Below are 22,197 nucleotides of genomic sequence, written 5' to 3' on the forward strand. Positions count from 1 at the left end.
CCGAGTCCTTTGTCTCCTGTGCATCGCTTACAACTTTCGCCATGCCCATGCGTCCAGAAAACCAGCGCCTTGCCGACCTGTTGCACGCCGAAGCCGAGAACCTGGCCGATAGCTGGGCTACCGAATACCAGTCGTTGTCCGGCGGCCGCGGCTTCACCGGCAATCTTGCCAGCGAGCAGCGCTCCATCCTGCGAAGCCTCCAGGCAGCCTTGCACGCCAATGGCGATGCGGGCGGCTTCGAGCAGGCGCCGTTCGCCGACCTGCGCAAGGCGCTCGCCGACCTGTCGGCCTCGCGTGCCGCGCAAGGCGAGACCGCGGACGTGACCAGCGGCTTCGTGCTGTCGCTCAAACGGCCGATCTTCGAGGCGCTGCAGCGCGACCGCAGCAACCTGGAAGCGCAGATCGAAGTGATCTGGGCAGCGTCCGCCATCGTCGATCGGATGGCGCAGTGGACCATGTCCACCTACCAGCGCAGCCGCGAGGACATGATCCAGCGCCAGCAGCAGGAACTGCTCGAGCTGTCGACGCCGGTGATCAAGCTGTGGGAAGGGGTGCTGGCGATACCGCTGATCGGCACGCTGGACAGCAGCCGTGCCCAGCTGGTGCTGGAAACCCTGCTGCAGCGCATCGTCGAAACCGGCTCCACGCTGGCCATCATCGACATCACCGGCGTGCCGACGGTCGACACGCTGGTGGCCCAGCACCTGCTGAAGACGGTGACCGCGATCCGGCTGATGGGCGCGGAGAGCATCATCAGCGGGATCCGGCCGCAGATTGCGCAGACCATCGTGCATCTGGGCATCGACCTGCAGGACATCGTGACCAAGGCGACGCTGGCCGACGCGCTGGCCACCGCCATGCGGCTGACGGGGCACACCGTGTCCCGCCAGCCGGTCCCCTGACCGGAGGCACACGCATGGAGCGCATTCCGATCCTGCGGATGGGGTCCTACCTGCTGGTCACGATCCAGATCGACATGCAGGACCAGACCGCGCTGCGGCTGCAGGAAGACCTGGCGGCCAGCATCGAGCAGAACACGGCGCGCGGCGTGCTGATCGACGTGTCGGCGCTGGAAATGGTCGATTCGTTTATCGGCCGCATGTTCATCGGCATTTCCGACATCGCCCGCATCCTGGGCGCGGCCACGGTCGTGGTTGGCATCCGCCCGGCCGTGGCGATCACGCTGGTGGAACTGGGACTGCCCCTGAGCGGCGTCAGGACCGCGCTCAACGTCGAGCGCGGCATGGCGTTGCTGGAAAAGGCGCAGCGAGGTGAGCTCAGGTGACGCAATCCGCGCTCGGCACCACCGGAACGATCCCGCTGCGCGACGAGCGCGATGTCGTGCAGGCCCGTTCCGTCGTGCGTACGCTGACCGGCCAGTTGCAGTTCTCGCTGGTCGAGCAGACTAAGATGATTACGGCGGCCAGCGAACTGGCCCGCAATGCCGTGGTGCACGGCCATGGCGGCGAAATGCGCTGGGAATTCATCGACGAAGGCGGTCGCCGCGGCCTGCGGCTGCATTTCGAGGACAAGGGCCCCGGCATCCGTGACGTAGACCTGGCGCTGACCGATGGCTGGACCACCGGCAATGGCCTGGGCATGGGCCTGTCCGGCAGCCGCCGGCTGGTCAACGATTTCTCCATCCGCACCCAAGTCGGGGAGGGAACCTGTGTCAGTGTCACTCGGTGGAAGTAGCGAACAGGGTCCCGCCGCCGTGCTGCCCATGGACGACGCCAGCCGGGTTGGCGAAGCCCGCCGGCTCGCGGCCGACCTGTGCGCGCGGCTGGCCTTCGACAGCGTGCTGGCGGGCCGGATCGCCGTGGTGGCGAACGAGCTTTGCAGCAACCTGGTACGCCATGCCGTCGGCGGCCGGATGTTCATTGGCGCCCGCGCCGCTGGCGACGGCATGCTGATCGAGCTGATCTCGCTGGACAACGGGCCCGGCATGCACGATCCGCAGGCCTGCATGCGCGACGGCTATTCCAGCGCGGGCAGCGCCGGGCAGGGGCTGGGCGCCGTTCAGCGCATGGCCGACGACTTCGATATCGTCAGCCGCTTCGGCCAGGGCAGTGTCATCCTGGCGCGGTTCTACCGCGACCGCGAGCCGGGCGGGTGCCCGGTGCGCGCGGTGCCGGTGCGCGGCTGCATGGTCGGGGCGGTGTGCCTGGCCGCACCCGGCGAGCAGGTCAGCGGCGACGGCTGGGCCATCGCACAGCACGATGGCGGCGCCGACGTGGTGCTGGCCGACGGCCTCGGTCATGGCCCGCTGGCCGCCGACGCAGCCAGGGCCGCGCTGGCGGCGTTTGCCGAAATGCCCTGCGCCAGCCCGTCCCAGGTCATCGAACACGCCCACACGGCACTGCGCAGCACGCGCGGCGCGGCGGTCAGCGCGGCGCGGCTGGACCTGCGCGGCAACCAGATCCATTTCGCCGGGGCCGGCAATGTGATGGGCCGCGTTATTTCCGGCACGGCAGACCGCACGCTGCTGCCGCAGCATGGCACCGCCGGAATCCAGGTGCATACCATCCAGGAGCAGGTGCTGGATTGGCCGGCCCATGCACTGGTGATCCTGTTCTCGGATGGCGTGCAGTCGCGCTGGCAACTGGACGATGCCAGCCTGTTGCGGCACGACCCCACGCTGATCGCCGCGTTTATCGTGTGGAAGTTCGGCCGGGGCCGGGATGACGCCACCGTGCTCGTGATCCGCCGCGCCGAGGATTAAGCATGGCCAGCCACGACTACTCCCGCTTGCCGCCGGACACCCCGCTGAGCCCCGACGAACTGCGCGAGGCACTGGACGTCAAGACCCGCGAATGCGAGGGCCTGCGCGCGGAACTGGAGGAAACCAACCGCGGCGTGCTGGCGCTGTATGCGGAACTGGACATCCAGGCGGAACAGCTGCGCCAGGCAACCGAACTGAAAAGCCGCTTCCTGGCCTACATGAGCCATGAGTTCCGCACCCCCATCGTCGCGATCCAGAGCATCACCCGCCTGCTGATCGATCGCGTGGACGGTCCGCTCACCACCGAGCAGGAACGGCAGGTGATGTTCGTGCGCGAGACCGCCGCGGAGTTTGCCGACATGGTCAACGACCTGCTCGACCTGGCCAAGCTCGAAGCGGGCAGGGTCGACGTGTCGCCGGCATGGTTCGACATGGTCGCGCTGTTCGATACGCTGCGCGGCATGTTCAAGCCGGTGCTGACCAATCCCGAGGTGTCGCTGATCTTCGAAGAACCGCACGAGGTGCCGACCCTCTACAGCGACGACCGCAAGCTGTCGCAGATCCTGCGCAACTTCATCTCCAACGCGCTCAAGTTCACGCCGCGCGGCGAAGTCCGCGTTTCCGCGAGGCTGGTGGGCGAGGGCGAGGTCATGTTCTCGGTCAAGGACACCGGCATCGGCATCCCGGCGGCGATGCACGGCGCGGTCTTCCAGGATTTCATCCAGATCGATTCGCCGCTGCAGCGCCGCCTGCGCGGCTCCGGGCTTGGCCTTGCGCTCAGCAAGCGGCTGGCCGAGGTGCTCGGGGGGCGGGTCGGTTTCGAGAGCGAAGTCGATGTGGGCTCGCGCTTCTATGTCACGCTGCCGCTCACCTATCCGGCGGCACCGGCGGCGGGCGCGGCAAAGGCATGATCATGGACCCGCTATCCACGCAGCAGGCAGCACCCTCCGCGTCGCCTCCGCGCGTACTGGTCGTCGACGACAATCCGGTCACTCGCTATTCAACCGTACGCGTGCTCAAGAACGCCGGGTTCCACACAATCGAGGCCGATTGCGGGCTGGACGCATTGCGCCTGGCGCGGACGCCGGGCATTTCCGTGATGGTGCTCGACGTCAACCTGCCCGATATCGACGGCATCCAGGTGTGCGAACAGCTGCGTGCCGACCCGGATACCGCGACGCTGCCGGTGATCCATTTGTCAGCCACCTACGTGCAGGATTACGACAAGGCGCGCGGGCTGAATGCCGGCGCCACGGCCTACCTGATCCATCCCGCCGAGCCGGAGGTGCTGATTGCCACGGTCTCGGCGCTGGCCCGCGCCGCCGCGGCCGAGCGCTCGTTGCGCGAGAGCGAGGCACGCCTGCGCGCGATCTACCAGCAGGCCACCAGCGGCATCTGCGTGCTTGACTCTCGCGGCCAGCTGGTCGACGTCAATCCCGCCATGCTGACGCTCCTGCGCAGGCCCGCCTCTGACCTGCTCGGGCGGCCCGTCACCGCGCTCGCGCCCGGCGACTTCGCCGCGCGCGCCGCCGAAGCCACTGTGTCCGCGGACGAGGGCTGGCAGGGATCGTTCCCGCTGCTCGACGCGGAGGGCGCGCCGGTCCACCTCGACTGGAGCATTTCCCCTACCACGCCATCGGGCGACCGGGTCGCGGTCGTGGCTGATGCTACCGCTCGGCTGCACCTTGAACGCCAGCAGGAGCAGCTGATCGAGCGCGAACAGGCGGCGCGTGCCGGCGTCGAACGCGTGAACCGCATGAAGGACGAGTTCATCGCCATCCTCTCACACGAGCTGCGCAACCCGCTCAATGTGATCTCCGTCTGGACCCATGTGCTGGGCCGCCACGTGAGCACGGACGAAGGACGCCGCGGGCTGGCCGCGATCGAGCGCAATGTCGCCATCCAGCAGCGGCTGGTGGCCGACCTGGTCGACGTGTCGCTGCTCAATGTCGGCAAGATGAAGCTGGAACGCGAGATGGCGAACCCGGCCACCCTCATCCGCGCCGCACTCGACAGCATGCAACTGATGGCCAGCGAGAAGCGGTTGTCGCTGGAGGCGCAGATCGCCCCGGACCTGGCGCAGGCTGCGTGGCTCGATCCGGCGCGCTTCCAGCAGATCCTGTGGAACCTCATCTCCAACGCGATCAAGTTCTCGCCTGAAGGCGCCACCGTCCGCGTGATCGCGAAGTCCGATGCGGAAACGCTGAGCGTGTCCGTGGTCGACGCGGGCCGCGGCATCGATCCGGAATTCCTGCCGTTCCTGTTCGACCGCTTTACCCAGAGCGACGGCCCCGATCGTCGCGTGCAGGGCGGGCTGGGCCTCGGGCTGGCGATCGTCAAGCGCCTGGCCGAGATGCATGGCGGCATCGTGCAGGCCTGCAGCGAGGGGGTCGGCCGCGGCGCCACCTTTGAAATTGCCATCCCGCTGCTGGCGCCGGGCACCGAGCCAGTGGAGGCAGAAGCTGCCGGCGGCACTGACCACGGCGCACCCGAGAGCGCAACGCGGCTGGACGGACTCGATATCGTGCTGGTGGAAGACGACAGCGATGCGGCCGCCGCCCTCACTGCCATCCTGGCCGGCTTTGGCGCCCATGTCCGCAGCGCGCGCGACAGCGACGACGCCCTGGCGCAGATGGCGAACGCCACGCCGGACCTGATCATCAGCGACATCGGCTTGCCTGGCCGCGACGGCAATGAACTGATCCGCGAAGTGCGCGCGCAGGAGGTGATCGGCTCGCGTGCGCGCGTGCCGGCCATCGCCCTGACTGCCTTCACGCGCCAGCAGGACCGGCGCCTGGCAATGGAAAGCGGCTTCGATGCGGTGTGCGCGAAGCCGCTGCGCCTGCAGGAACTGATCAGCGCAATCGAGATGGCGCTGCCGGGCGGAAAGTACGGCTAGGCCATACTGGCATTGCTTACGCCAATGCCCCATCGGAATAGATGTTGAACTTGCGCGCCGGGTCAGCCGATACACCACTGCGGTCCATGCCTGCCAGTGCACCGTCGGAATAGACGTCGAACTTGCGCGCCGGATCAGCAGATACACCGCTGCGGTCCATGCCAGAGAGAGACTGCGCATTGGCAGACGGAGCCTCGGTGCTGGCGCCTTCGGCGAACACGTCGAAGCGGCCGGCGCGTGCGCTGTCGCTATATGCATCACGCATGTCGACCCGGAAGGAATAGCCGTACTTGTCGCCGGCGTGCCCGCTGTCGCGTGGCGTGGCGGCATGGGCGATGCTGGCGGTGCAGGCCACTGCGATCGCGGCGGTGGCAAGGAACGTGTGAGCGAACTGTCGAATCATGGCGGTACTCCGATGAACGGTAACAAGAGGGCAGAACGCTGCAGCGTCCGCTTGCATTTACGCAGGAGCCATGCCACCGGATGCAGCGGGAAGAAAATGCCGCCGACGTCCCGCTACCCGGGGAAATGCCGTTCGTCCATGACAAGAGTGTTGGGCGCGGCCCGACTTGCGGCGCATGCTTCGCCCATGCCAACCAACAACCTGCATCGCCACGGAGCCTCCTGTCCCGCGCCTCACTCAGCGTTTACCCGGTGCCGATTTCCGTCCCGTGTAAGAAGCAGGTAAGGGGCGGCCATTACCTTATGCAGCACGGACTCGCGGCGTCCCGCCGCGGGTGCGTCCGGCAAGACCACGCATAGATGGCAGGAGACAGGAATGCATGAAGATCTGGTCAGGCGACTGAAGGCCAATCCCAATTATCTGCAGCTGGTGCGCAGGCGTTCGCGCCTAGGCTGGCTGCTGACCGCGGCAATGCTGGTGATCTACTACGGCTACGTGCTGTTGATCGCCTTCGACAAGGAACTGCTGGCCAGGAAGATGGGCGAGGGCGTGATGACGTGGGGCATGCCGATCGGGCTGTTCGTGATCGTGTTCACGGTGCTCATCACCGGGCTGTATGTGCAGCATGCCAACCGCACCTACGACGAGCTGACCGAACGTATCAAGCGGGAGGTCGCATGAACGCCCGCCACGCAATTCTCGGCGCCGCGGCGCTGCTGCTGTCGGCGGGCGTGTTCGCCGCCGGCGGCGACATGGGGCAGGCCGTGCGCCAGCCGACCAACTGGACCGCCATCGGCATGTTCGTGGTGTTCGTGCTCGGCACGCTGTACATCACCAAGTGGGCCGCGTCCAAGACCAAGTCGGCCGCTGCGTTCTACACGGGCGGCGGCGGCATCACCGGCTTCCAGAACGGCCTGGCGATCGCCGGCGACTTCATGTCGGCGGCGTCGTTCCTGGGCATCTCCGCTGCGGTGTATGCCAACGGCTATGACGGCCTGATCTATTCGATCGGCTTCCTGGTGGGCTGGCCGGTGATTACGTTCCTGATGGCCGAACGGCTGCGCAACCTGGGCCGCTTCACCTTTGCCGACGTCGCCGCATACCGCTTCAAGCAGGCGCCGGTGCGCGCGTTCGCGGCATCGGGCACGCTGGTGGTGGTGGCGTTCTACCTGATCGCGCAGATGGTCGGCGCGGGGCAGCTGATCAAGCTGCTGTTCGGGCTGGAATACTGGGTCGCCGTGGTCATCGTCGGCGCGCTGATGATGGTGTACGTGCTGTTCGGCGGCATGACCGCGACCACCTGGGTGCAGATCATCAAGGCGTGCCTGCTGCTGGGCGGGGCCTCGTTCATGGCATTCATGGTGCTGGCGCAGTATCACTTCAGCCCCGAGGCGCTGTTCGCCAAGGCGGTGGAGGTCCATGCCAAGCAGGAATCGATCATGAGCCCGGGCAACTTTATCAAGGACCCGATCTCCGCGATCTCGTTCGGCATTGCGCTGATGTTCGGCACCGCCGGCCTGCCGCACGTGCTGATGCGCTTCTTTACCGTGCCCAATGCCAAGGAGGCGCGCAAGTCGGTGTTCTGGGCCACCACGTGGATCGGATACTTCTACATCCTGACCTTTATCATCGGCTTCGGCGCGATCGTGCTGGTGGGCACCAACGCGAGCTTCCAGGACGGCAGTGGCAAGTTGCTGGGCGGCATCAACATGGCGGCGGTGCACCTGGCCAGCGCGGTGGGCGGCAACGTGTTCCTCGGCTTCATCTCCGCCGTGGCCTTTGCCACCATCCTCGCGGTGGTCGCGGGCCTGACGCTTGCCGGCGCCTCGGCCGTCTCGCACGATCTCTATGCCACGGTCTTCAAGAAGGGACAGGCAACGAGTTCGGTCGAACTGCGCGTGTCGCGCATCACCACCATCATCCTCGGCCTGGTCGCGGTGGTGCTTGGCATCGTGTTCGAGAAGCAGAACATCGCCTTCATGGTGTCGCTGGCGTTTGCCGTGGCGGCGTCGGCCAACTTCCCGGTGCTGTTCATGTCGGTGCTGTGGAGGGGCTGCACCACGCGCGGCGCCACGGTTGGCGGCTTTATCGGGCTGTTGTCGGCGGTGGTGCTGACCATCCTGTCGCAGGCGGTGTGGGTGGACGTGTTCCACTTCAGCAGCGCGCCGTTCCCGTACACGTCGCCGGCGCTGTTCTCGATGACGGCCGGTTTCCTGGGGATCTGGTTCTTCTCGGTGACCGACAAGTCCACGCGGGCCCGCGTGGACAAGGCCGGCTTCGAGGCGCAGGAGCTGCGCTCCGAGACCGGCATCGGCGCGGTGGAGGGAGCCAGCCACTGAAGCAGGCAGGTAACTACCGGCAAATGTGAAGCAAGCATGGCGCCCGGGCATTCGACCATCGTCGGATGCCCGGGCGCCATGCATTTGGGACCCTGGCTCGGCGCGTTGTCAAATTCCATTGAACATTTTGTCAATGTCGATTGGGATTGTATAGGCTATTTATCCAAGCAAGAATGATGGGCTGAACGCGCCACACCATGGCGCCACACCACGGCCACGCCTGCCATGCGTGCCGCCAGCCCGGCATGGGCTACGATTTCCCAAAGACGGCTCGTACCCCGAAACAGCCCAAGGAGACAGACTTGCAGACGCCCGAATCATCCCAAGGCATCGACTTCCCGCTTGAGGGCGTGCGCGTACTCGATCTGTCGCGTGTGTTCGCCGGCCCGCTGTGCGGCCAGGTCCTGGCCGACTTCGGCGCCGAAGTCGTCAAGGTCGAGCACCCGGGCCGCGGCGACGATACGCGCGACTGGGGCATGCGCATCGGCAAGACCGAGACCACGTACTTCAACAGCATGAACCGCAACAAGCGGTCGATCACGCTGGACCTGCAGAGCAAGGAAGGCGTGCAGATCGTCTATGACCTGTTGCCGCAGTTCGACGTGGTCATCCACAACTTCAAGACCGGCGGCGCCGAGAAGCTGGGCCTGGGCTACGAGCAGCTCAAGGCCATCAAACCCGAGCTGATCTATTGCGCGGTCTCCGGCTACAACAGCAGCGGCCCCGAGGCCAAGCGCCCCGGCTACGACCTGGTGATCCAGGGCGAAGCCGGGCTGATGGCGCTCAACGGCGAAGCGGACACGCCGCCACTGAAGTTTGGCGTGGCCGTGGTGGACCTGATGACCGGCATGTACGCCGCGCAGGCCGTGCTGGCGGCACTGTTCCGCCGCGAACGCAAGGGCAAGGGCCAGCTGATCGAGATGGCGCTCTACGACTGCGGCCTGATGGTGACCGGCTACTACGGCCTGGACGCCATGCTGCTGGGCCGCGATCCGGCCCGCTACGGCAATGCCCACCCGTCGATCGTGCCCTACGGCATGTTCGAGGCCGCCGATGGCCCGCTGATCATTGCGGTCGGCAACAACAGCCAGTTCGACAAGTTCTGCCGCCAGGTGATCGAGCGTCCGGACATCGTCGAGGATCCGCGCTATGCCACCAATGTGGAGCGCGCCAGGAACCGCGAGACGCTGACCCCGCTGATCACGGGCCTGATCCGCAGCTTTGCGCGCGACCTGCTGCTCGAACGCATGAGCGCCTGCGGCATTCCGTGCGGCAAGGTGGCCGGGCTGCACGAGGCCCTCACCAGCGAGCGCACGCGCCAGGGCGGCCTGCTGCGCGAGATGCCGCACCCGGTCGCCGGCACCACCCATGTGTTCGCGCCGCCTTACCGGCTCGATGGCCAGCGCCTGCCGATCCGCAGCGCGCCGCCCACGCTGGGCGAAGGCACGCGTGCCGTGCTGCAAAACCTGCTGCAGATGAGCGATGAGCAGCTGCAGGCGCTGCAGGCCAGCGGCGTGCTGACGCTGCCGGACGCGCCCGCGTCCGCCTGAGCATTCGCGCCGCGCGTCGTGCCATGCAGGCCATGGCCCACGCGCAGCGCGCCCGGCAAGGGGGCTGGATTGCCTTGCGCTGATTCAACTGGAACATGAAAGTGCGTATTCGAGACATTACCCGTATGGTTCACTCCCGCCGCCGCGCGCTCCTGGCGCTGGCCGCCGCACCGCTGCTGGCCAGCGGCGCCTTCGCCCAATCGTGGCCGGCCAAGCCCATCAAGCTGGTCGTGCCGTTCCCGCCGGGCGGGCCCACGGATACCGCATCGCGCATCGTCGGCCAGAAGCTGGGCGAAGCCCTCAAGCAGCCGGTGGTGGTGGAAAACCGCGCCGGCGCGTCGGGCTCCATCGCCGCGGCCCAGGTCGCCAAGAGCGCGCCGGACGGCTACACGCTGATGATGCTGGCCACGCCGACGCTGCTGGCGCCGTTCCTGTACAAGAAGGCGGGATACGACACCACCAAGGATTTCACGCCGGTGGCCACGGTCTATGACCTGCCCATCGTAGTGGTGGTCAACCCGACGCTGCTGCCCAACGTGACCGACCTGTCCAAGCTGATCGCGCAGGCCAAGGCGCAGCCGGGCAAGCTCAACTACACCAGTTCGGGCGCCGGCAGCTTCGGCCACCTGAGCATGGAACTGCTCAAGCAGATGGGCGGCTTCGAGATGCAGCACGTGCCCTATAAGGGCGGCGTGCCGGCGATCAGCGACACCATCGGCGGGCAAGTGCCCATCATGTATGCCGACCTGGTCGCGGCGCTGCCGCACATCCAGGCCGGCAAGCTGCGCGCCATCGCCGTCGGCTCGCCTCAGCGCGTCGCCATGCTGCCCGACGTCAAGACCATTGCGGAGCAGGGCTTCAAGGGTTATGACGCAGTGTCGTGGGGCGGCCTGCTGGCGCCCCCGGGCACGCCCAAGGACGTGGTCGACCGCATCTCCGGCGAAGTCGGCAAGATCCTGGCCGACAAGGACGTGCAGGACAAACTGCTGAAGGCGGGCGCCATCGCCAGCTACCAGGCGCCGGCGCAGATGGGCCAGCGCATCCGCGCGGACTATGCCAAGTGGGGCAAGGTCATCCGCGACAAGGGTATTGCGGTCGAATAACGGCCGGGCAGTGCCCGCAGGCCGGACGCGCCGCGATGGCGCGCCCGGCCTGAATCACCGGTGCCATCCACGCAAAGTGGTCCGTACACCCACATGAAAGCCCACGTAGCCAGGCACCATGTGCGTTTGTGCAGCCTTGCGAAAACCGACACTTGTATGACCCACCAACTAGCGACTAGCTTGAAAGCCTTGGGCCGATTCACGATGGGGCAACATGATGGAAAGGATCCTTGGTCGCCTGGTTTCGGTGGTTGCAGCAGGTGTTGCTGCGTGCCTTTTCGGCGTCGGCGGTGCATGGGCCTCCGACATCGCATGCAAGTCGCCGCCGGGCGAATCCACGGTCCGCTGCTTCAATCCGGACGGTTCCGGCGTGCGATGCACGATTGTTGCCACTGACGAGCCCAGGCCGCGCCAGCGCCACGGGCTGATCTGCGATTCGTCCCGGTTGTCCGACCGCTACGAGAAAATCTACGCCGAGCAGCAGCGGATGTTGCGCAAGGGCAGGATCGACGATGGCGACATCTCGGCGTGGCGTGCGCGGCGTGATGCGTGCGACTCGGCGCGCTGCCTGGAAAGCCTGTTCGCAAAGTTCTGGCGGGAACGGGACTCGATGAAAACTGCTTCGGAGCGGCCTGTCCCCACGCCGCCCCGGGCCAAGGTGCCGAAGGCCTCGTCCACACCAGCTACGCCGGCCACCGCAGTCATCTCGCCTATCTCGCCTATCTCGCCTATCCCGCCGACCCCGGTGCCGCCCCAGGCACTGACCGCCGCTCATGAAGAGACGACTGCGCAGCCCGTGCCGGATCCATCACCGGCGGCAGCATTGCCTGCTCCGCAAGCGGTCCTGATCGCGCAGGTGATGGCACAGCCGGCTCCCGCGGCTGCGCCAGCGCCGGCAGCCCGGGAAATGGAATCGCTCCCGTTCATCGAAAGCTTCAACACCACCCCCGCCGTGTCCTACCCGGCCGCGCTGACCGCGGAGAGTGTGTTTTCCGGGCTGGCGGTGCTCGGCATGGGGGCAGGTTTCCTATGGACACGGCGAACGGCGGGACCAGGGCGCGCACGGTCACGCAGCATCTCCGCAGCCATCGCGATCCTTTTCTTCGGCTTGCTGCTGGTGAATGCACTGTTGCTGCCGTTTACGCTCGCCTTGTAGCCGCGATGGATGAACGGACGAGGCTCATTGCCGGTGGCGTTCGAGGAACTCCGCGATCACCGGGTTGACCGTCTCCGGATGCGTCAACGGGCCCATGTGCCCGAGCTGCGCGAACTCCACCACTTCCACCCGCGGCAATGCCGCCGCCAGCAGCCGCGCCACGGCATGCGCTGACCGCATCGAGCGCTTGCCCACCAGGCAGAGCACCGGTACGTCGAGTGACCGGAATGCCTGCAGCGGCGTGGGCTCGGTGAACAGCGCGTGCGCCCAGCGGCGGACATTCTTCACCGACGCGGCAATCGGTGCCTTGCGTTGCGCGGGGGTCTGCCGCCACGCTCCCGCTCCCATCCAGTAGTCGATAAAGTGTTCGGCGGCGGCGTCCTCGTTGCCGGCGTCGAGCGCGGCCGCCGCGGCGGCGACGGTATGGCGAATGCCATCGGCGTCATTCGGCGCGGGCTGCTGCGCATCGAGCAGCGAGAACAGCGTGGGCTCGTACAGCACGAGCGCGCGCACGCGGCCGGGCTGCGCCAGCGCGGCGACCAGTGCCACCGCGGCGCCATACGAATGTCCCACCAGCGCCGGCCATGCGCCAGCCTTGCCAAGCACCGGCTCGATCAGCGCCACCTCGTCGCGCAGCGAAATGACCCGGTCCGAGGGCCAGCGCGGACCCTGGCCCGCGTCATAGGAATCCGGCGCCAGCACGTGGAAGCGCGGGGCGAGCTGTTCCATCAACGCACGCCATTGTCCGGAGGTGCCGGCATTGGCATGGATGCAGACGACGCCGGGTCCGGCTCCGGCCTCGCGGCAGAAGGTCTGGGAGGGCACAGGCAAGGATGCCGAGTGGAATGAACGCATGACAGTCTCCTCAGGTGGGTTGGATCTGCGCGGCAGCGAGGGGCAGGGGGCGTGCCTCGCGGATCGGCAGGTGCAGCATGGCGGCAAGCAGGCAAAGCGCGATGTCGGCGAGCCACATCCAGTCGTAGCGGCCGGTCATCTCGAAGGCCTTGCCACCAAGCCAGGCGCCCAGGAATCCACCAAGCTGGTGCGACAGCATGACGACGCCGAACAGCGTGGCCAGGTAGCGGGCACCTCGCAACCTGGCGACCAGCCCAACGGTCGGCGGGACCGTCGACAGGTACGTGAAGCCGAGTCCGGCAGCGAACAGCGCGAAGGTCACCGGCGTCTTGGGCGCCATGAAGAACGCCAGGATCAGCAGCCCCCGTGCGAAGTAAAGGGCGGTCAGCGCGTATTTCATCGACACGGTCTGGATGGCCTTGCCGATGAACAGGCTCCCCAGGATGTTGCACAGGCCGATCAGCGACAGCGACCACGCGCTGACTGTGGCGGGCATTCCACAAAGCGCCACCACGCCGGGCAGGTGCGTCGAAATGAACGCAATGTGGAAGCCGCAGGCGAAGAAGCCCGCGTTGAGCAGCAGGAAGCTGGGATCGCGCACCGCGCCCCTCAGTGCCGCGCCAACCGAGCCGCCGGCAGCGGTTCCGGTGTGGGCGACGGCATGGGCCGGCGCCGCGCGCGTGATGGCCCGGATTGCCGGGATCGCGGCCAGGCCCGCCGCCCCGAGCAGCACCAGGGCCGGCTGCCAGCCCGCGGAGCCGATCAGCAACTGGGTCAGGGGCAGGATCGTGAACTGGCCGACCGAGCCGCCCGCGTTGACAATGCCGCTCGCCAGGGCGCGATGTGCCTCGGGGATCAGCCGGTTCGCCGCCGACATCAGCATGGCTGGCCCGATCGCGCCAGAGCCCGCAGCGGCGGCCACCCCGATCAGCAGCATCAGCGCGATGGCACTGTCCGCGGCCGGCGTGGCCGCGACCGCGGCGGCAAACAGCGTGGCGCCGGCGATCATCACCGGCCGCGGCCCCCAGCGGTCCGCGATCGCGCCCGCCACCGGCTGCGCCACCCCCCACATCAGCTGCGACACGCCGAAGGCCAGGCTGACGGTGGCATAGCCGACGCCGGTATGAGAGTTGAGTAAGCTGATGAAGAGCGGCAGCGACTGGCGCAGGCCCAGCCCCAGCGCGAAAACCGCTCCGGCCGCGAGCGCGATGGTGAGATGACCGCGGCTGCGCACATGCACGGTGGTGTCCATGATCCCGTCTCCTTTCCTGTGTTCAGGTCGTTCAGGTCGTTCAGGTGCCGATCTTTTGCCGCGTGCGTGGAAGATGGCGTGGTAGCCGCCGTGGAAATTGCCGTGGAATCGAACCTGCCGCCCGCAGCCGGCATCCCGCCTGTGCAGATCCAGCTACTTGGTCCGGTCCGCGTCCGGCAGCAGGGCGTTGCGCTATCGCTGCCGGCGTCGAGGAAAGTTCGCGCGCTGCTCGCGTACCTGTCGCTTGCGCCGCGGCCTGTGTTGCGCAGCCAGCTCTGCGAGCTGCTGTGGGAGGTGCCCAACGATCCACGTGGCGAACTGCGCTGGTGCCTGAGCCGGATCCGCAAGCTGGTCGATTCCGCAGCACGGCAGCGGCTGCGCACCAGCGGCGACACGATCTGGCTGGACCTGGCAGACGGGTTTGTCGATGCGCTGGCGGTCTCGCAGGCCATGGAGGCAGGCGTCGCCGCCCTCGCGCCGGAGCGGCAGCGCGCCCTGGCGATGCTGTTCGAAGGGGATTTTCTCGAAGGCCTCGAGCTTGCGCGGTGCCCGGCGTTCAGCACGTGGCTCACCGCGCAACGGCGGCGCTTCCGGGCCTGCCACGCCGCGCTGCTGGAGCAGCTCGCGCAGGGCGCTGCCGAGGAGGAGACGTTCGGCTACCTGGACAAGTGGCGCGAGCTGGCGCCATTCGACCAGCAGGTGCACGCCACCATCCTCGCTGCGCTCGCCCGCCAGGGCCGCCTTCGCGAAGGGGAAGAGCACGTCGCCGCAACCACCAGGCTGTTCGAGGCCGAAGGGTTGGACAGCCGGCCGATCCGCAATGCCTGGCGCGCGGCCATGGCCACGCCGGCGGGCGGGGCAGTGGGGCGCAATGCGGTGGTCGAAGTCACCGCGGTCGCAAGCGCCTCTGAGGCCGCTGAGGCCCCCGAGGCCTCGCCGGCAGGTCCCCGGCACGGCTCCATCGCGGTGATGCCTTTCGTCGACCCGTCCACCGCGGTGCCGGCGCGCGGCGGCGCTGCCGATGCACTGGCGCACGACATCATCACGCGGCTTGCCAAGCTGCGCAGCCTGTTTGTCATCGCGCAGGGCACCGTGTTCGCGCTGCATGAGCGCCATGTCGGCGCGGAAGCCGCAGGCCGGACGCTGAATGTCGACTACGTCGTGGGCGGCACCGTCAGCACGCGGGAAGGGCGCCTGACCGTGACTGTCGAACTGGCCGAGACACGCAGCGCCCGGATCGTCTGGGCGGACACTTTCCACCACAAGCTGGACGATGCGTTCCTTGTGCTGGAGGAAGTCGGCAACCGCATCGTCGCCTCCATCGCTGGCGAGATCGAGACGCTGGAGCGCAACCGCGCCATCCTGAAGCCACCGGGCTCGCTCGATGCGTGGGAAGCCTACCACTGCGGCCTGTGGCACATGTACCGGTATCGCCGCGCCGACAACGAGATGGCCCGGCATTTCTTCCAGGCGGCGCTGCGGCTGGACCCCACCTTCTCGCGCGCCTACGCCGGCCTGTCCTTCACGCATTTCCAGGACGCGTTCCAGAACTGGGAGAAGCGCGGCCCGGAAATCGACAAGGCCTACGAAGCCGCGGTACAGGGCATGATGGCGGATGACCGCGACCCCGCGGTGCACTGGGCGATGGGTCGGGCGCTGTGGCTGCGGGGGCGTCCGGAAGAGTCCGTCGGCGAGCTGGAGCAATCCATCGACCTGAGCCCCAACTTCGCGCTGGGGCACTACAACCTGTCGTTCGTCCGCTCGATCTCCGGCGACCCGCAGGCGGCGATCGATTCATCGGACCTGTCGCGCCAGTTGAGTCCGTTCGACCCGATGCTGTTCGGCATGCTGGCCACGCGGGCGATGGCGCTGGTCCGGCTCGGGCGCTTCGAGGAAGCCGCCGGCTGGGCCGTCAAGGCCGCCGCGCGGCCCAACGTCTTCCCGCATATCCACGCCATCGCCGCCTGCACGCTGGCGCTGGCCGACTCGCTGGAGCAGGCGCGGGCCCAGGCCGCGGCGATCTACAAGGTCGCGCCGCGCTACTCGCTCGAGGATTTCCTGATGACGTTCCCGTTCGATGCCGACGGGGAGGCGCTGTTCCGGGAGGGAGCGCGGCGCATCGGGTTCCGGTGACGGGTTCCGGTGCAGGTGCTGGAATGACGGCCTTCAGCCCGCCAGTTCCCGGTGCAGCGCCAGGTACTCCTGCGACAGCTTGTGCCGCGGGTCAAGGTGGATCATCGGCATGGCGTGCTGATGCGATTCCCGGATCTTTACCGACGAAGACAGCCGCGACTCGAGTACCGGCAGTCCCTCGGTGACCAGTTCTTCCACCAGCTTTGCCGGCAAGCTGGCACGCGGCTGGAACTGGTTGATGACGATGCCCTCGACCTCCAGCGCATCGTTATGGTCTTGCTGGATTTCCTTCACGTTATCGAGCAGCGTGTAAAGCGCTCGCCGCGAAAAATCATCGCAGTCGAACGGGATCAGGCACCGCTCCACGGCAATCAGCGCCGAACGGGTATAGAAATTCAGGGCTGGCGGAGTATCGATGTAAATCGCGTCGTAGGTCGCCTCCAGCTCGACCAGGGCATCGCGCAGCTTGTAGATCTTGTAGCGGGATTCAAGCTTGCCATGCAGCGCGTCGAGGTCGGCATGCGCGGGCATCACATCGAGATTCTCAAAAGGCGTCGGGTGGATAAATGACGCCAGGTCCACCGGCTTGAAGCTGTAGGTCAGGGACGCCTCGAAGAAGTTTGCCGCGCTCGGGCTTGCGTCGCCGGCGCGCGCGCCCATCAGGTACTGGGTCGAATTGCCCTGGGCATCCAGGTCAACGACCAAAGTGCGCAAGCCTTCGCTGGCGCTGATCGCCGCGAGATTGCATACGATTGTTGACTTGCCAACTCCGCCTTTTTGATTGAATACGACGCGCCGCATTTCTTCCCCTGCCGAAGACCGTTTTGAAGGCGAAAGCATACCTTAGCGAGGGAGGGCGCGGCCACGGCACAGGTGGCGATTTTCACAGCGCTATGTTCACAGCGCGATTTGCATCAGTGTCCCGGCTTCGACCTGGTCGCGGCGCATGGCCGGGGAGGCAAGAACCGCCGGAGCGAGTTCCGCGTAGCTGATAGGCGTAAAGCCCATTCGCGCGAAGTAGCCGGAGGCATTGCTGGTCTGCAGCACGATAGATTCGACGCCGTCGCGACGCACGTCCGCGACAATGGCGGAAATGAGGAGTTCGCCGAGGCCGGATGAGCGGGCGCGCTGTGCAACGGCGAGGCCCCTTAGGACGCCCGTATTCTCATAGCGCTCCAGCCCTGCGCAGCCGAGCAGGCCGGCGTTATCCCGGATTACCATATATTGGCCGATCCGGTCCTGAACCCCCGCCACGGATAATGATGAGGCGTGCAGGAGCGCCTTAATGTCCGGCCAGTCCGCCTCGGTAGCATAGTGAGGACGCATAGCGGAAACCCTCGCATAGTTCGTCCTCTTATCCTACTTTCGAGGGGACATAATGCCTGTAGGGATTGATCCTTAGGTGAATTTGCCTATCGCCACCTCAGGCCACGACGCCACACTGCAGGGCGCAGTGATCCCGCGGATATTACTAGCGCCAGACCAGGGTGGTTTCCCCGAGCAAATGGCCGGGCAAGATGTAGTCGCCATGCTCGATGGCAAGCGACTCGAGTTCGCACAGGATCGTCTCAGGCAGTGCAACCATGTCGAACCTGCAATAGAGGTATCGCTGCCGGAAGGTCCGCTTCTCTTCACGCAGTCCGCGTGTCAGGGCGTCGGCAGATTCGACGCAGATATGCTCGACTGTCCGGTACTGGACATCGACGCCCAGCTTCTGGCCCAGCCGCCCGAGCTCGATCGCATCCTCCCACGCTGTCTCATAGTCCAGCTCGACAGTACCTTTCGCGCAGGCGTTGATGTACGCCACTGCGCTGGCCCGGCTGCGTGCAATGAAGGCGCTCATCGGCAAGTCTCCGCGATGGAGTCATCGCGGGTGACTATACCTATGAGGCGGGGCATGACGCAAGCGGATGCGAAGCGCATGGCGTGGCCATCTTGCCTGGCACCCGACTGGAGACGACATGAGGCCGGGCGTCCCCGTGTCGGTGTCATTTGAAGAGGAGGGCGCTACCGATTATCAATACCGTCAACAGCGCCCCCAGCCACACTGCGTCCAACGCGCTTGCGCGCCGCGCCGCGCGGCAGGCCCCGGATTCGGACTTGTGGAATTCGGCCAGGCCGCCTGAGTAGAGTTTCTCCCAACGCATTTCCATCGTCAGCCTCCCGTGGTCCATGACTGAATTCTTCAGCGCAAACCAGGACTTGGCAACGAGGAGAAGGTATATATGCAGCTAATCCTTTTGGCCGATAGCGGGAAAAATGATTGCGAGTATGCTGTGCGCCGTCCGATGTTTTCACTCCACCCAGCGAAGCTGCAGGTCATGAACCGGCTTTCGCGTCGCGAGACCGCACCGGACCATTTGCAGTACAGCAGGAACCGGTTTCGCAATTGCCAAACGAAACAAGCCAATGCCGCCGCCACCAGAATGGCGGGAAAGAAGGTTGCTTCCATGTCTCCTCCCTTACCGCGCGCTATGTTTGCCGCTGTCCATTAGTCTAGGTGAACAAGACAGCCTGGTAGGGTCCTGTGGCTTCGCGCCCCCAAGTCCAGGTTTGCAGCGCGGCTTGTACTTTGGCGTGGATGAACTAAACCTCACGTAACCGAAAGTTTCTCCGCGCCATGGAGGCGAGCATGCATTTCAACAAGCTACTCGTAGCCTGCGCGCTGGCCGCAGCCAGTGGTGCAACGCCAGCCCAGCCAGAATCCAGCGTGCACGTCGCGTCCGGCGTCGGGGCAATGATGGCGACCGAGACAGTCAAGACCACCGCGACCGTGGTGGCCATCGACAGTGCCACGCGCACAGTCTCGTTAAAGGACAAGCAAGGCAAGGTTACCGAGTTGCAGGTCGGCGACGACGTGCGGAACTTCGACCAGGTCCGCATTGGCGACGTGGTGGCCGTCGAGTACAAGCGAGCGCTGTCCGTCAGCATGACCCGTCAGACCGGCATGCGCTCGGCCATCGAGCGCGAGACGATCGAACGCGCGCCGCCCGGAGCCAAGCCCGGCGGCAGCATAGGCCGCGAGGTGACCGTGACCGCGGATGTCGTGAACGTCGACCGCAAGACCGGCATGGTGACGCTCAAGGGCCCAAAGGGGAAAACGGTCGACGTGCATGTCAGCGATGCGCAGCAGCTCAAGGCCATCCATCGCGGCGACCAGGTGCAGGCGGTCTACACAGAAGCGATTGCCGTGTCGATGGCGCCGAAGACGAGCCGCTGAAGGGCGGACATGGCCGGGAAATCAAGGCACCTGAGGCATGTCAGGCTCACCTGCATTTAACATAAGGTTTATTATGCGAAACCAATCGCGGGGCGCATTATGGTGAAACCGCATAGCGCCTGAGCCCTGAACGCGACTGCACGAGCGGGAGCAATTTTGCTTTTCGGTTCATGTCCCTTCCTTCCCATATTGACCTGTGGCTCCGGGCACTCGGACGATATGTCCATCGAGTGACATGTTTGTGAACTGGCCGTTTATGGCGGGCGTACCGGCCGGGTTCTGCGCCAGCAAGTCGAGGGCGGCCAGTTCGGCGGCGCACCTTCCCTCTTCGACCGTCAGGTCTCGCACCGTGCCCAGGTGCGAGGGCATGGCCTATGCTTGCCTTAGCAGGCCTGCTTCGTTCCGCCTGCCGTCGGGGCGGAGGGACCCGTGAGTAAAAACAGAAAACCGGAGGAGCCATGAAACAGACAATCGCCCTGCTTGCCGCATCCTTGGCTGCCGGCACTGCCCACGCCCAATCCAGCGTGGCCCTGTTTGGCATTGCCGATATTGGCGTCGAATACAACAACCACGTTGGTCCCGAGGGCGACAACCTGTTCAGGCTGAGCTCCGGCAACCAGTCCGGCTCACGCTGGGGCCTGCGCGGCACCGAGGACCTGGGCACGGGCCTGAAGGCAGTCTTCCTGCTGGAAAGCGGTTTCGACCTGGACACCGGCAACTCGGCCCAGGGCGGGCGCCTGTTCGGGCGCAATGCATACGTCGGAGTGGAAAGCCGATATGGCGCACTTCTGTTCGGTCGGCAACAGACCGCCCTGCGCGACTTCAATGCCTTTTATGATCCCGCCGCGACTGCCGACCGCTACGGCATCCTGGGGATCGCGCCGGAGTTTGGCGCGCGCGCGGACAACGCCGTGAAATATGCAGGCACCTTTGGCGCGTTATCCGGCGCAGCCTTTTATTCGTTCCAGAACAATGGCAATGAGGTGGCGGGCAGCAACGTCTTCGGCCGCGATTACGGCGCCTACCTGAGCTACGCCAGCGGTCCCGTTGCGGTGGGCGTGGGCTATGACGATGTGCACGTCGGCACGCCGGCCAACCAGGCGCCCTCGCTGCGGCGCTATGCGATCGCCGGCACGTACACGGCGGGCGCGGCCAAGATCTTTGCCGGGTATCGCCTGGCCAAGGCTTTCGACGGCGCCATGCTGCCAGGTGCGCAAGCTCCCAATGCCGGTGCGAACCTCTACTGGCTTGGCCTGACTTACAAGCTGACCCCCGCTTTCTCGCTGATGGGTGCAACCTATTACCAGGACTTCCGCCACACCGGGTCGGACCCGTGGCAGTTCGTTGTGACGGGCGACTATACGTTCAGCAAGCGCACCGATCTGTACGCGTCCGTGGCCTACGCCCTGAACAAGGACCAGTCGTACCTGGGCGTCAACGGCTACAACAGCGGCAGCGGGTCGACAGCGGTCATTAACGTCCAGCCCGGCCAGAACCAGCTGGGTGCGGTGATGGGCATCCGCCACCGGTTCTGACTCCCTACCTGTAGTGCCGCGAACCGCCGGGCGCGTTGCTTGTGCCCTGGCTTCTAGCCCTGCGCTTTCGGCTCCGTCAGCAGCGACAGAATCCTGGGATCGTGATCGACGCGCGTGGCCAGGACAATCCTGACGGCGGTCGCATCCGGATGTTCGGGATTGAGGACGTAGTTGGAGGCGTATGGCACCAGCACGCTCGGCACCTTCAGCAGCAAGCTGGTGCGAGCGGCAAGCCATTCCGTGCCGGCGCTTCTGGACCACTGGCTGTCGGTTTTCCAGTCTTCGGGCAATGCCGCAATTTCGGCCACGGCCACCGACTCGGGGACTTCTACCTGGAGCAGCTGGTATTGCTTCGGCAGGTCCTCGATCCTCGCCACCTCGTGATGGACGAGGATCTCCAGGAATGCCAGCGCCGGATGCTCGGCGAGGTAGACGACTGGCTGGCCTGGAAAATGCCACCGGCCGCCCGCCCGAAGTCCGCCCAACCCTTTCAGGTCGGCGTAATTGCTGATCCGCCACAGGTACATCAGGCGAAATACCCTTCATCGATCTGAAGCAGTTCTTCCTCGACCAGGCGTGCGCCCTGTTCCGTGCCCGCCAGTTCAAGCGGCGACTTGCCGGCAAAGCGTTGCTGGCCGGCTCTCAGCCAGGCCAGTGCCCGATCGGCTTCGCCGAAGGTGGAGATGGCTTGCGCGAGAATCCGCGCCAGCCGAATGGCCTTGTCCGATTCGTCCACCGTGAGCGACTCGCCGCGCTCGCGCCTGTGGCTGAGCGTGCGGCGCGGGATAATAAAGCTGATCTCGTCCCACACCAGGCCTGCATGCAGTAAACGCTCCATGGTGTCGGCGGGCAGCCGCTCCACGGCGAGCGCGACAAGATCGGCGCCTGAGCGAATGTCTGCGTTGAGAACGTCACTCAGGCTGTCAAGATAGCGGTTCCGCGGCGCCACGCTACCCGAGGGCTTGAACTCTATCGTCTGCATATCTGTACCTTGGCAATTTGCCATTCGATTATAGGCATTTTGCCAAAG

Annotated in this window: 23 protein-coding genes; 14 read left to right on the plus strand and 9 right to left on the minus strand. The window is 66.0% G+C overall.

The window, feature by feature from the left end; genetic code table 11:
- Positions 1 to 47 precede the first annotated feature (47 nt).
- The 6 genes from ACAD63_RS27215 to ACAD63_RS27240 are packed head-to-tail and all read left to right on the plus strand — an operon-like array spanning position 48 to position 5,621.
- Positions 48 to 902, plus strand: coding sequence for an STAS domain-containing protein (locus tag ACAD63_RS27215; RefSeq protein ID WP_434034660.1), 855 nt, complete (start codon positions 48 to 50; stop codon positions 900 to 902).
- 14 nt (positions 903 to 916) lie between these two features.
- Positions 917 to 1,285 carry an STAS domain-containing protein gene (locus ACAD63_RS27220; RefSeq protein WP_135702672.1) on the plus strand — a complete coding sequence of 123 codons (369 nt, stop codon included), beginning with the start codon at positions 917 to 919 and terminating at the stop codon, positions 1,283 to 1,285.
- On the plus strand, positions 1,282 to 1,695 hold the full coding sequence (locus ACAD63_RS27225) for an anti-sigma regulatory factor (protein ID WP_063239230.1): 414 nt from the start codon (positions 1,282 to 1,284) through the stop codon (positions 1,693 to 1,695). Before ACAD63_RS27220 ends, ACAD63_RS27225 begins: the two co-directional genes overlap by 4 nt.
- Positions 1,670 to 2,722: a SpoIIE family protein phosphatase gene (locus ACAD63_RS27230; protein WP_434034649.1), complete on the plus strand. Its 1,053-nt coding sequence runs from the start codon at positions 1,670 to 1,672 to the stop codon at positions 2,720 to 2,722. Before ACAD63_RS27225 ends, ACAD63_RS27230 begins: the two co-directional genes overlap by 26 nt.
- Before the next feature lie 2 nt (positions 2,723 to 2,724).
- Complete coding sequence (locus ACAD63_RS27235; protein ID WP_084254608.1) at positions 2,725 to 3,633, plus strand: sensor histidine kinase; 909 nt, start codon at positions 2,725 to 2,727, stop codon at positions 3,631 to 3,633.
- A gap of 2 nt (positions 3,634 to 3,635) precedes the next feature.
- Positions 3,636 to 5,621, plus strand: a complete 1,986-nt coding sequence (locus ACAD63_RS27240) for a response regulator (RefSeq protein ID WP_434034650.1) — start codon at positions 3,636 to 3,638, stop codon at positions 5,619 to 5,621.
- Between the two features lie 16 nt (positions 5,622 to 5,637).
- On the opposite strand, the gene ACAD63_RS27245 is transcribed toward ACAD63_RS27240, so the two are convergent.
- Positions 5,638 to 6,024: a hypothetical protein gene (locus ACAD63_RS27245; protein WP_434034651.1), complete on the minus strand. Its 387-nt coding sequence runs from the start codon at positions 6,022 to 6,024 to the stop codon at positions 5,638 to 5,640.
- Between the two features lie 375 nt (positions 6,025 to 6,399).
- Here ACAD63_RS27245 and ACAD63_RS27250 point away from each other — a divergent pair, with 375 nt between their 5' ends.
- The 5 genes from ACAD63_RS27250 to ACAD63_RS27270 all read left to right on the plus strand — a co-directional run bounded on the left by ACAD63_RS27250 (position 6,400) and on the right by ACAD63_RS27270 (position 12,172).
- Positions 6,400 to 6,705 carry a DUF485 domain-containing protein gene (locus ACAD63_RS27250; RefSeq protein ID WP_133094690.1) on the plus strand — a complete coding sequence of 102 codons (306 nt, stop codon included), beginning with the start codon at positions 6,400 to 6,402 and terminating at the stop codon, positions 6,703 to 6,705.
- Positions 6,702 to 8,363: a cation acetate symporter gene (locus ACAD63_RS27255; protein ID WP_133094691.1), complete on the plus strand. Its 1,662-nt coding sequence runs from the start codon at positions 6,702 to 6,704 to the stop codon at positions 8,361 to 8,363. The genes ACAD63_RS27250 and ACAD63_RS27255 overlap by 4 nt, the downstream gene beginning before the upstream one ends.
- A gap of 302 nt (positions 8,364 to 8,665) precedes the next feature.
- Complete coding sequence (locus ACAD63_RS27260) at positions 8,666 to 9,913, plus strand: CaiB/BaiF CoA transferase family protein (protein WP_135702667.1); 1,248 nt, start codon at positions 8,666 to 8,668, stop codon at positions 9,911 to 9,913.
- A 125-nt stretch (positions 9,914 to 10,038) separates the two neighbouring features.
- Complete coding sequence (locus tag ACAD63_RS27265) at positions 10,039 to 11,016, plus strand: Bug family tripartite tricarboxylate transporter substrate binding protein (protein ID WP_434034652.1); 978 nt, start codon at positions 10,039 to 10,041, stop codon at positions 11,014 to 11,016.
- 214 nt (positions 11,017 to 11,230) lie between these two features.
- Positions 11,231 to 12,172, plus strand: a complete 942-nt coding sequence (locus ACAD63_RS27270) for a GntR family transcriptional regulator (RefSeq protein ID WP_135702666.1) — start codon at positions 11,231 to 11,233, stop codon at positions 12,170 to 12,172.
- 24 nt (positions 12,173 to 12,196) lie between these two features.
- On the opposite strand, the gene ACAD63_RS27275 is transcribed toward ACAD63_RS27270, so the two are convergent.
- Together ACAD63_RS27275 and ACAD63_RS27280 are read right to left on the minus strand one after the other, a co-directional pair.
- The gene (locus tag ACAD63_RS27275; RefSeq protein ID WP_434034653.1) at positions 12,197 to 13,027 is read right to left on the minus strand and encodes an alpha/beta fold hydrolase; all 831 of its coding nucleotides are present in this window, start codon (positions 13,025 to 13,027) and stop codon (positions 12,197 to 12,199) included.
- A 10-nt stretch (positions 13,028 to 13,037) separates the two neighbouring features.
- Positions 13,038 to 14,279 carry an MFS transporter gene (locus ACAD63_RS27280; RefSeq protein ID WP_434034654.1) on the minus strand — a complete coding sequence of 414 codons (1,242 nt, stop codon included), beginning with the start codon at positions 14,277 to 14,279 and terminating at the stop codon, positions 13,038 to 13,040.
- Positions 14,280 to 14,381: 102 nt separating this feature from the next.
- On the opposite strand from ACAD63_RS27280, the gene ACAD63_RS27285 reads away from it, so the two are divergent.
- Complete coding sequence (locus tag ACAD63_RS27285; protein ID WP_434034655.1) at positions 14,382 to 16,412, plus strand: transcriptional regulator; 2,031 nt, start codon at positions 14,382 to 14,384, stop codon at positions 16,410 to 16,412.
- Positions 16,413 to 16,445: 33 nt separating this feature from the next.
- Here ACAD63_RS27285 and ACAD63_RS27290 read toward each other — a convergent pair whose 3' ends face one another.
- From ACAD63_RS27290 to ACAD63_RS27305, 4 genes are all read right to left on the minus strand, one after another.
- Positions 16,446 to 17,213 carry a ParA family protein gene (locus ACAD63_RS27290; protein WP_133094697.1) on the minus strand — a complete coding sequence of 256 codons (768 nt, stop codon included), beginning with the start codon at positions 17,211 to 17,213 and terminating at the stop codon, positions 16,446 to 16,448.
- Between the two features lie 96 nt (positions 17,214 to 17,309).
- Complete coding sequence (locus ACAD63_RS27295) at positions 17,310 to 17,738, minus strand: GNAT family N-acetyltransferase (RefSeq protein ID WP_133094698.1); 429 nt, start codon at positions 17,736 to 17,738, stop codon at positions 17,310 to 17,312.
- A 145-nt stretch (positions 17,739 to 17,883) separates the two neighbouring features.
- Complete coding sequence (locus ACAD63_RS27300; RefSeq protein WP_133094699.1) at positions 17,884 to 18,255, minus strand: PHA-granule associated protein 4; 372 nt, start codon at positions 18,253 to 18,255, stop codon at positions 17,884 to 17,886.
- 342 nt (positions 18,256 to 18,597) lie between these two features.
- A complete protein-coding gene (locus ACAD63_RS27305; protein WP_135702658.1) occupies positions 18,598 to 18,864 on the minus strand; it encodes a hypothetical protein in 267 nt (88 codons plus the stop codon).
- A 180-nt stretch (positions 18,865 to 19,044) separates the two neighbouring features.
- Here ACAD63_RS27305 and ACAD63_RS27310 point away from each other — a divergent pair, with 180 nt between their 5' ends.
- On the plus strand, positions 19,045 to 19,632 hold the full coding sequence (locus ACAD63_RS27310; protein ID WP_133094701.1) for a hypothetical protein: 588 nt from the start codon (positions 19,045 to 19,047) through the stop codon (positions 19,630 to 19,632).
- A gap of 458 nt (positions 19,633 to 20,090) precedes the next feature.
- Positions 20,091 to 21,167: a porin gene (locus tag ACAD63_RS27315; RefSeq protein ID WP_133094702.1), complete on the plus strand. Its 1,077-nt coding sequence runs from the start codon at positions 20,091 to 20,093 to the stop codon at positions 21,165 to 21,167.
- 53 nt (positions 21,168 to 21,220) lie between these two features.
- Here ACAD63_RS27315 and ACAD63_RS27320 read toward each other — a convergent pair whose 3' ends face one another.
- The gene (locus ACAD63_RS27320; RefSeq protein ID WP_133094703.1) at positions 21,221 to 21,697 is read right to left on the minus strand and encodes an RES family NAD+ phosphorylase; all 477 of its coding nucleotides are present in this window, start codon (positions 21,695 to 21,697) and stop codon (positions 21,221 to 21,223) included.
- A complete protein-coding gene (locus ACAD63_RS27325) occupies positions 21,694 to 22,149 on the minus strand; it encodes an antitoxin Xre/MbcA/ParS toxin-binding domain-containing protein (protein WP_135702652.1) in 456 nt (151 codons plus the stop codon). Before ACAD63_RS27325 ends, ACAD63_RS27320 begins: the two co-directional genes overlap by 4 nt.
- Between the last annotated feature and the right edge of the window lie 48 nt (positions 22,150 to 22,197).

The organism is Cupriavidus sp. a3 (assembly GCF_051015765.1).
GTDB classification, from domain to species: Bacteria; Pseudomonadota; Gammaproteobacteria; order Burkholderiales; family Burkholderiaceae; genus Cupriavidus; species Cupriavidus oxalaticus_A.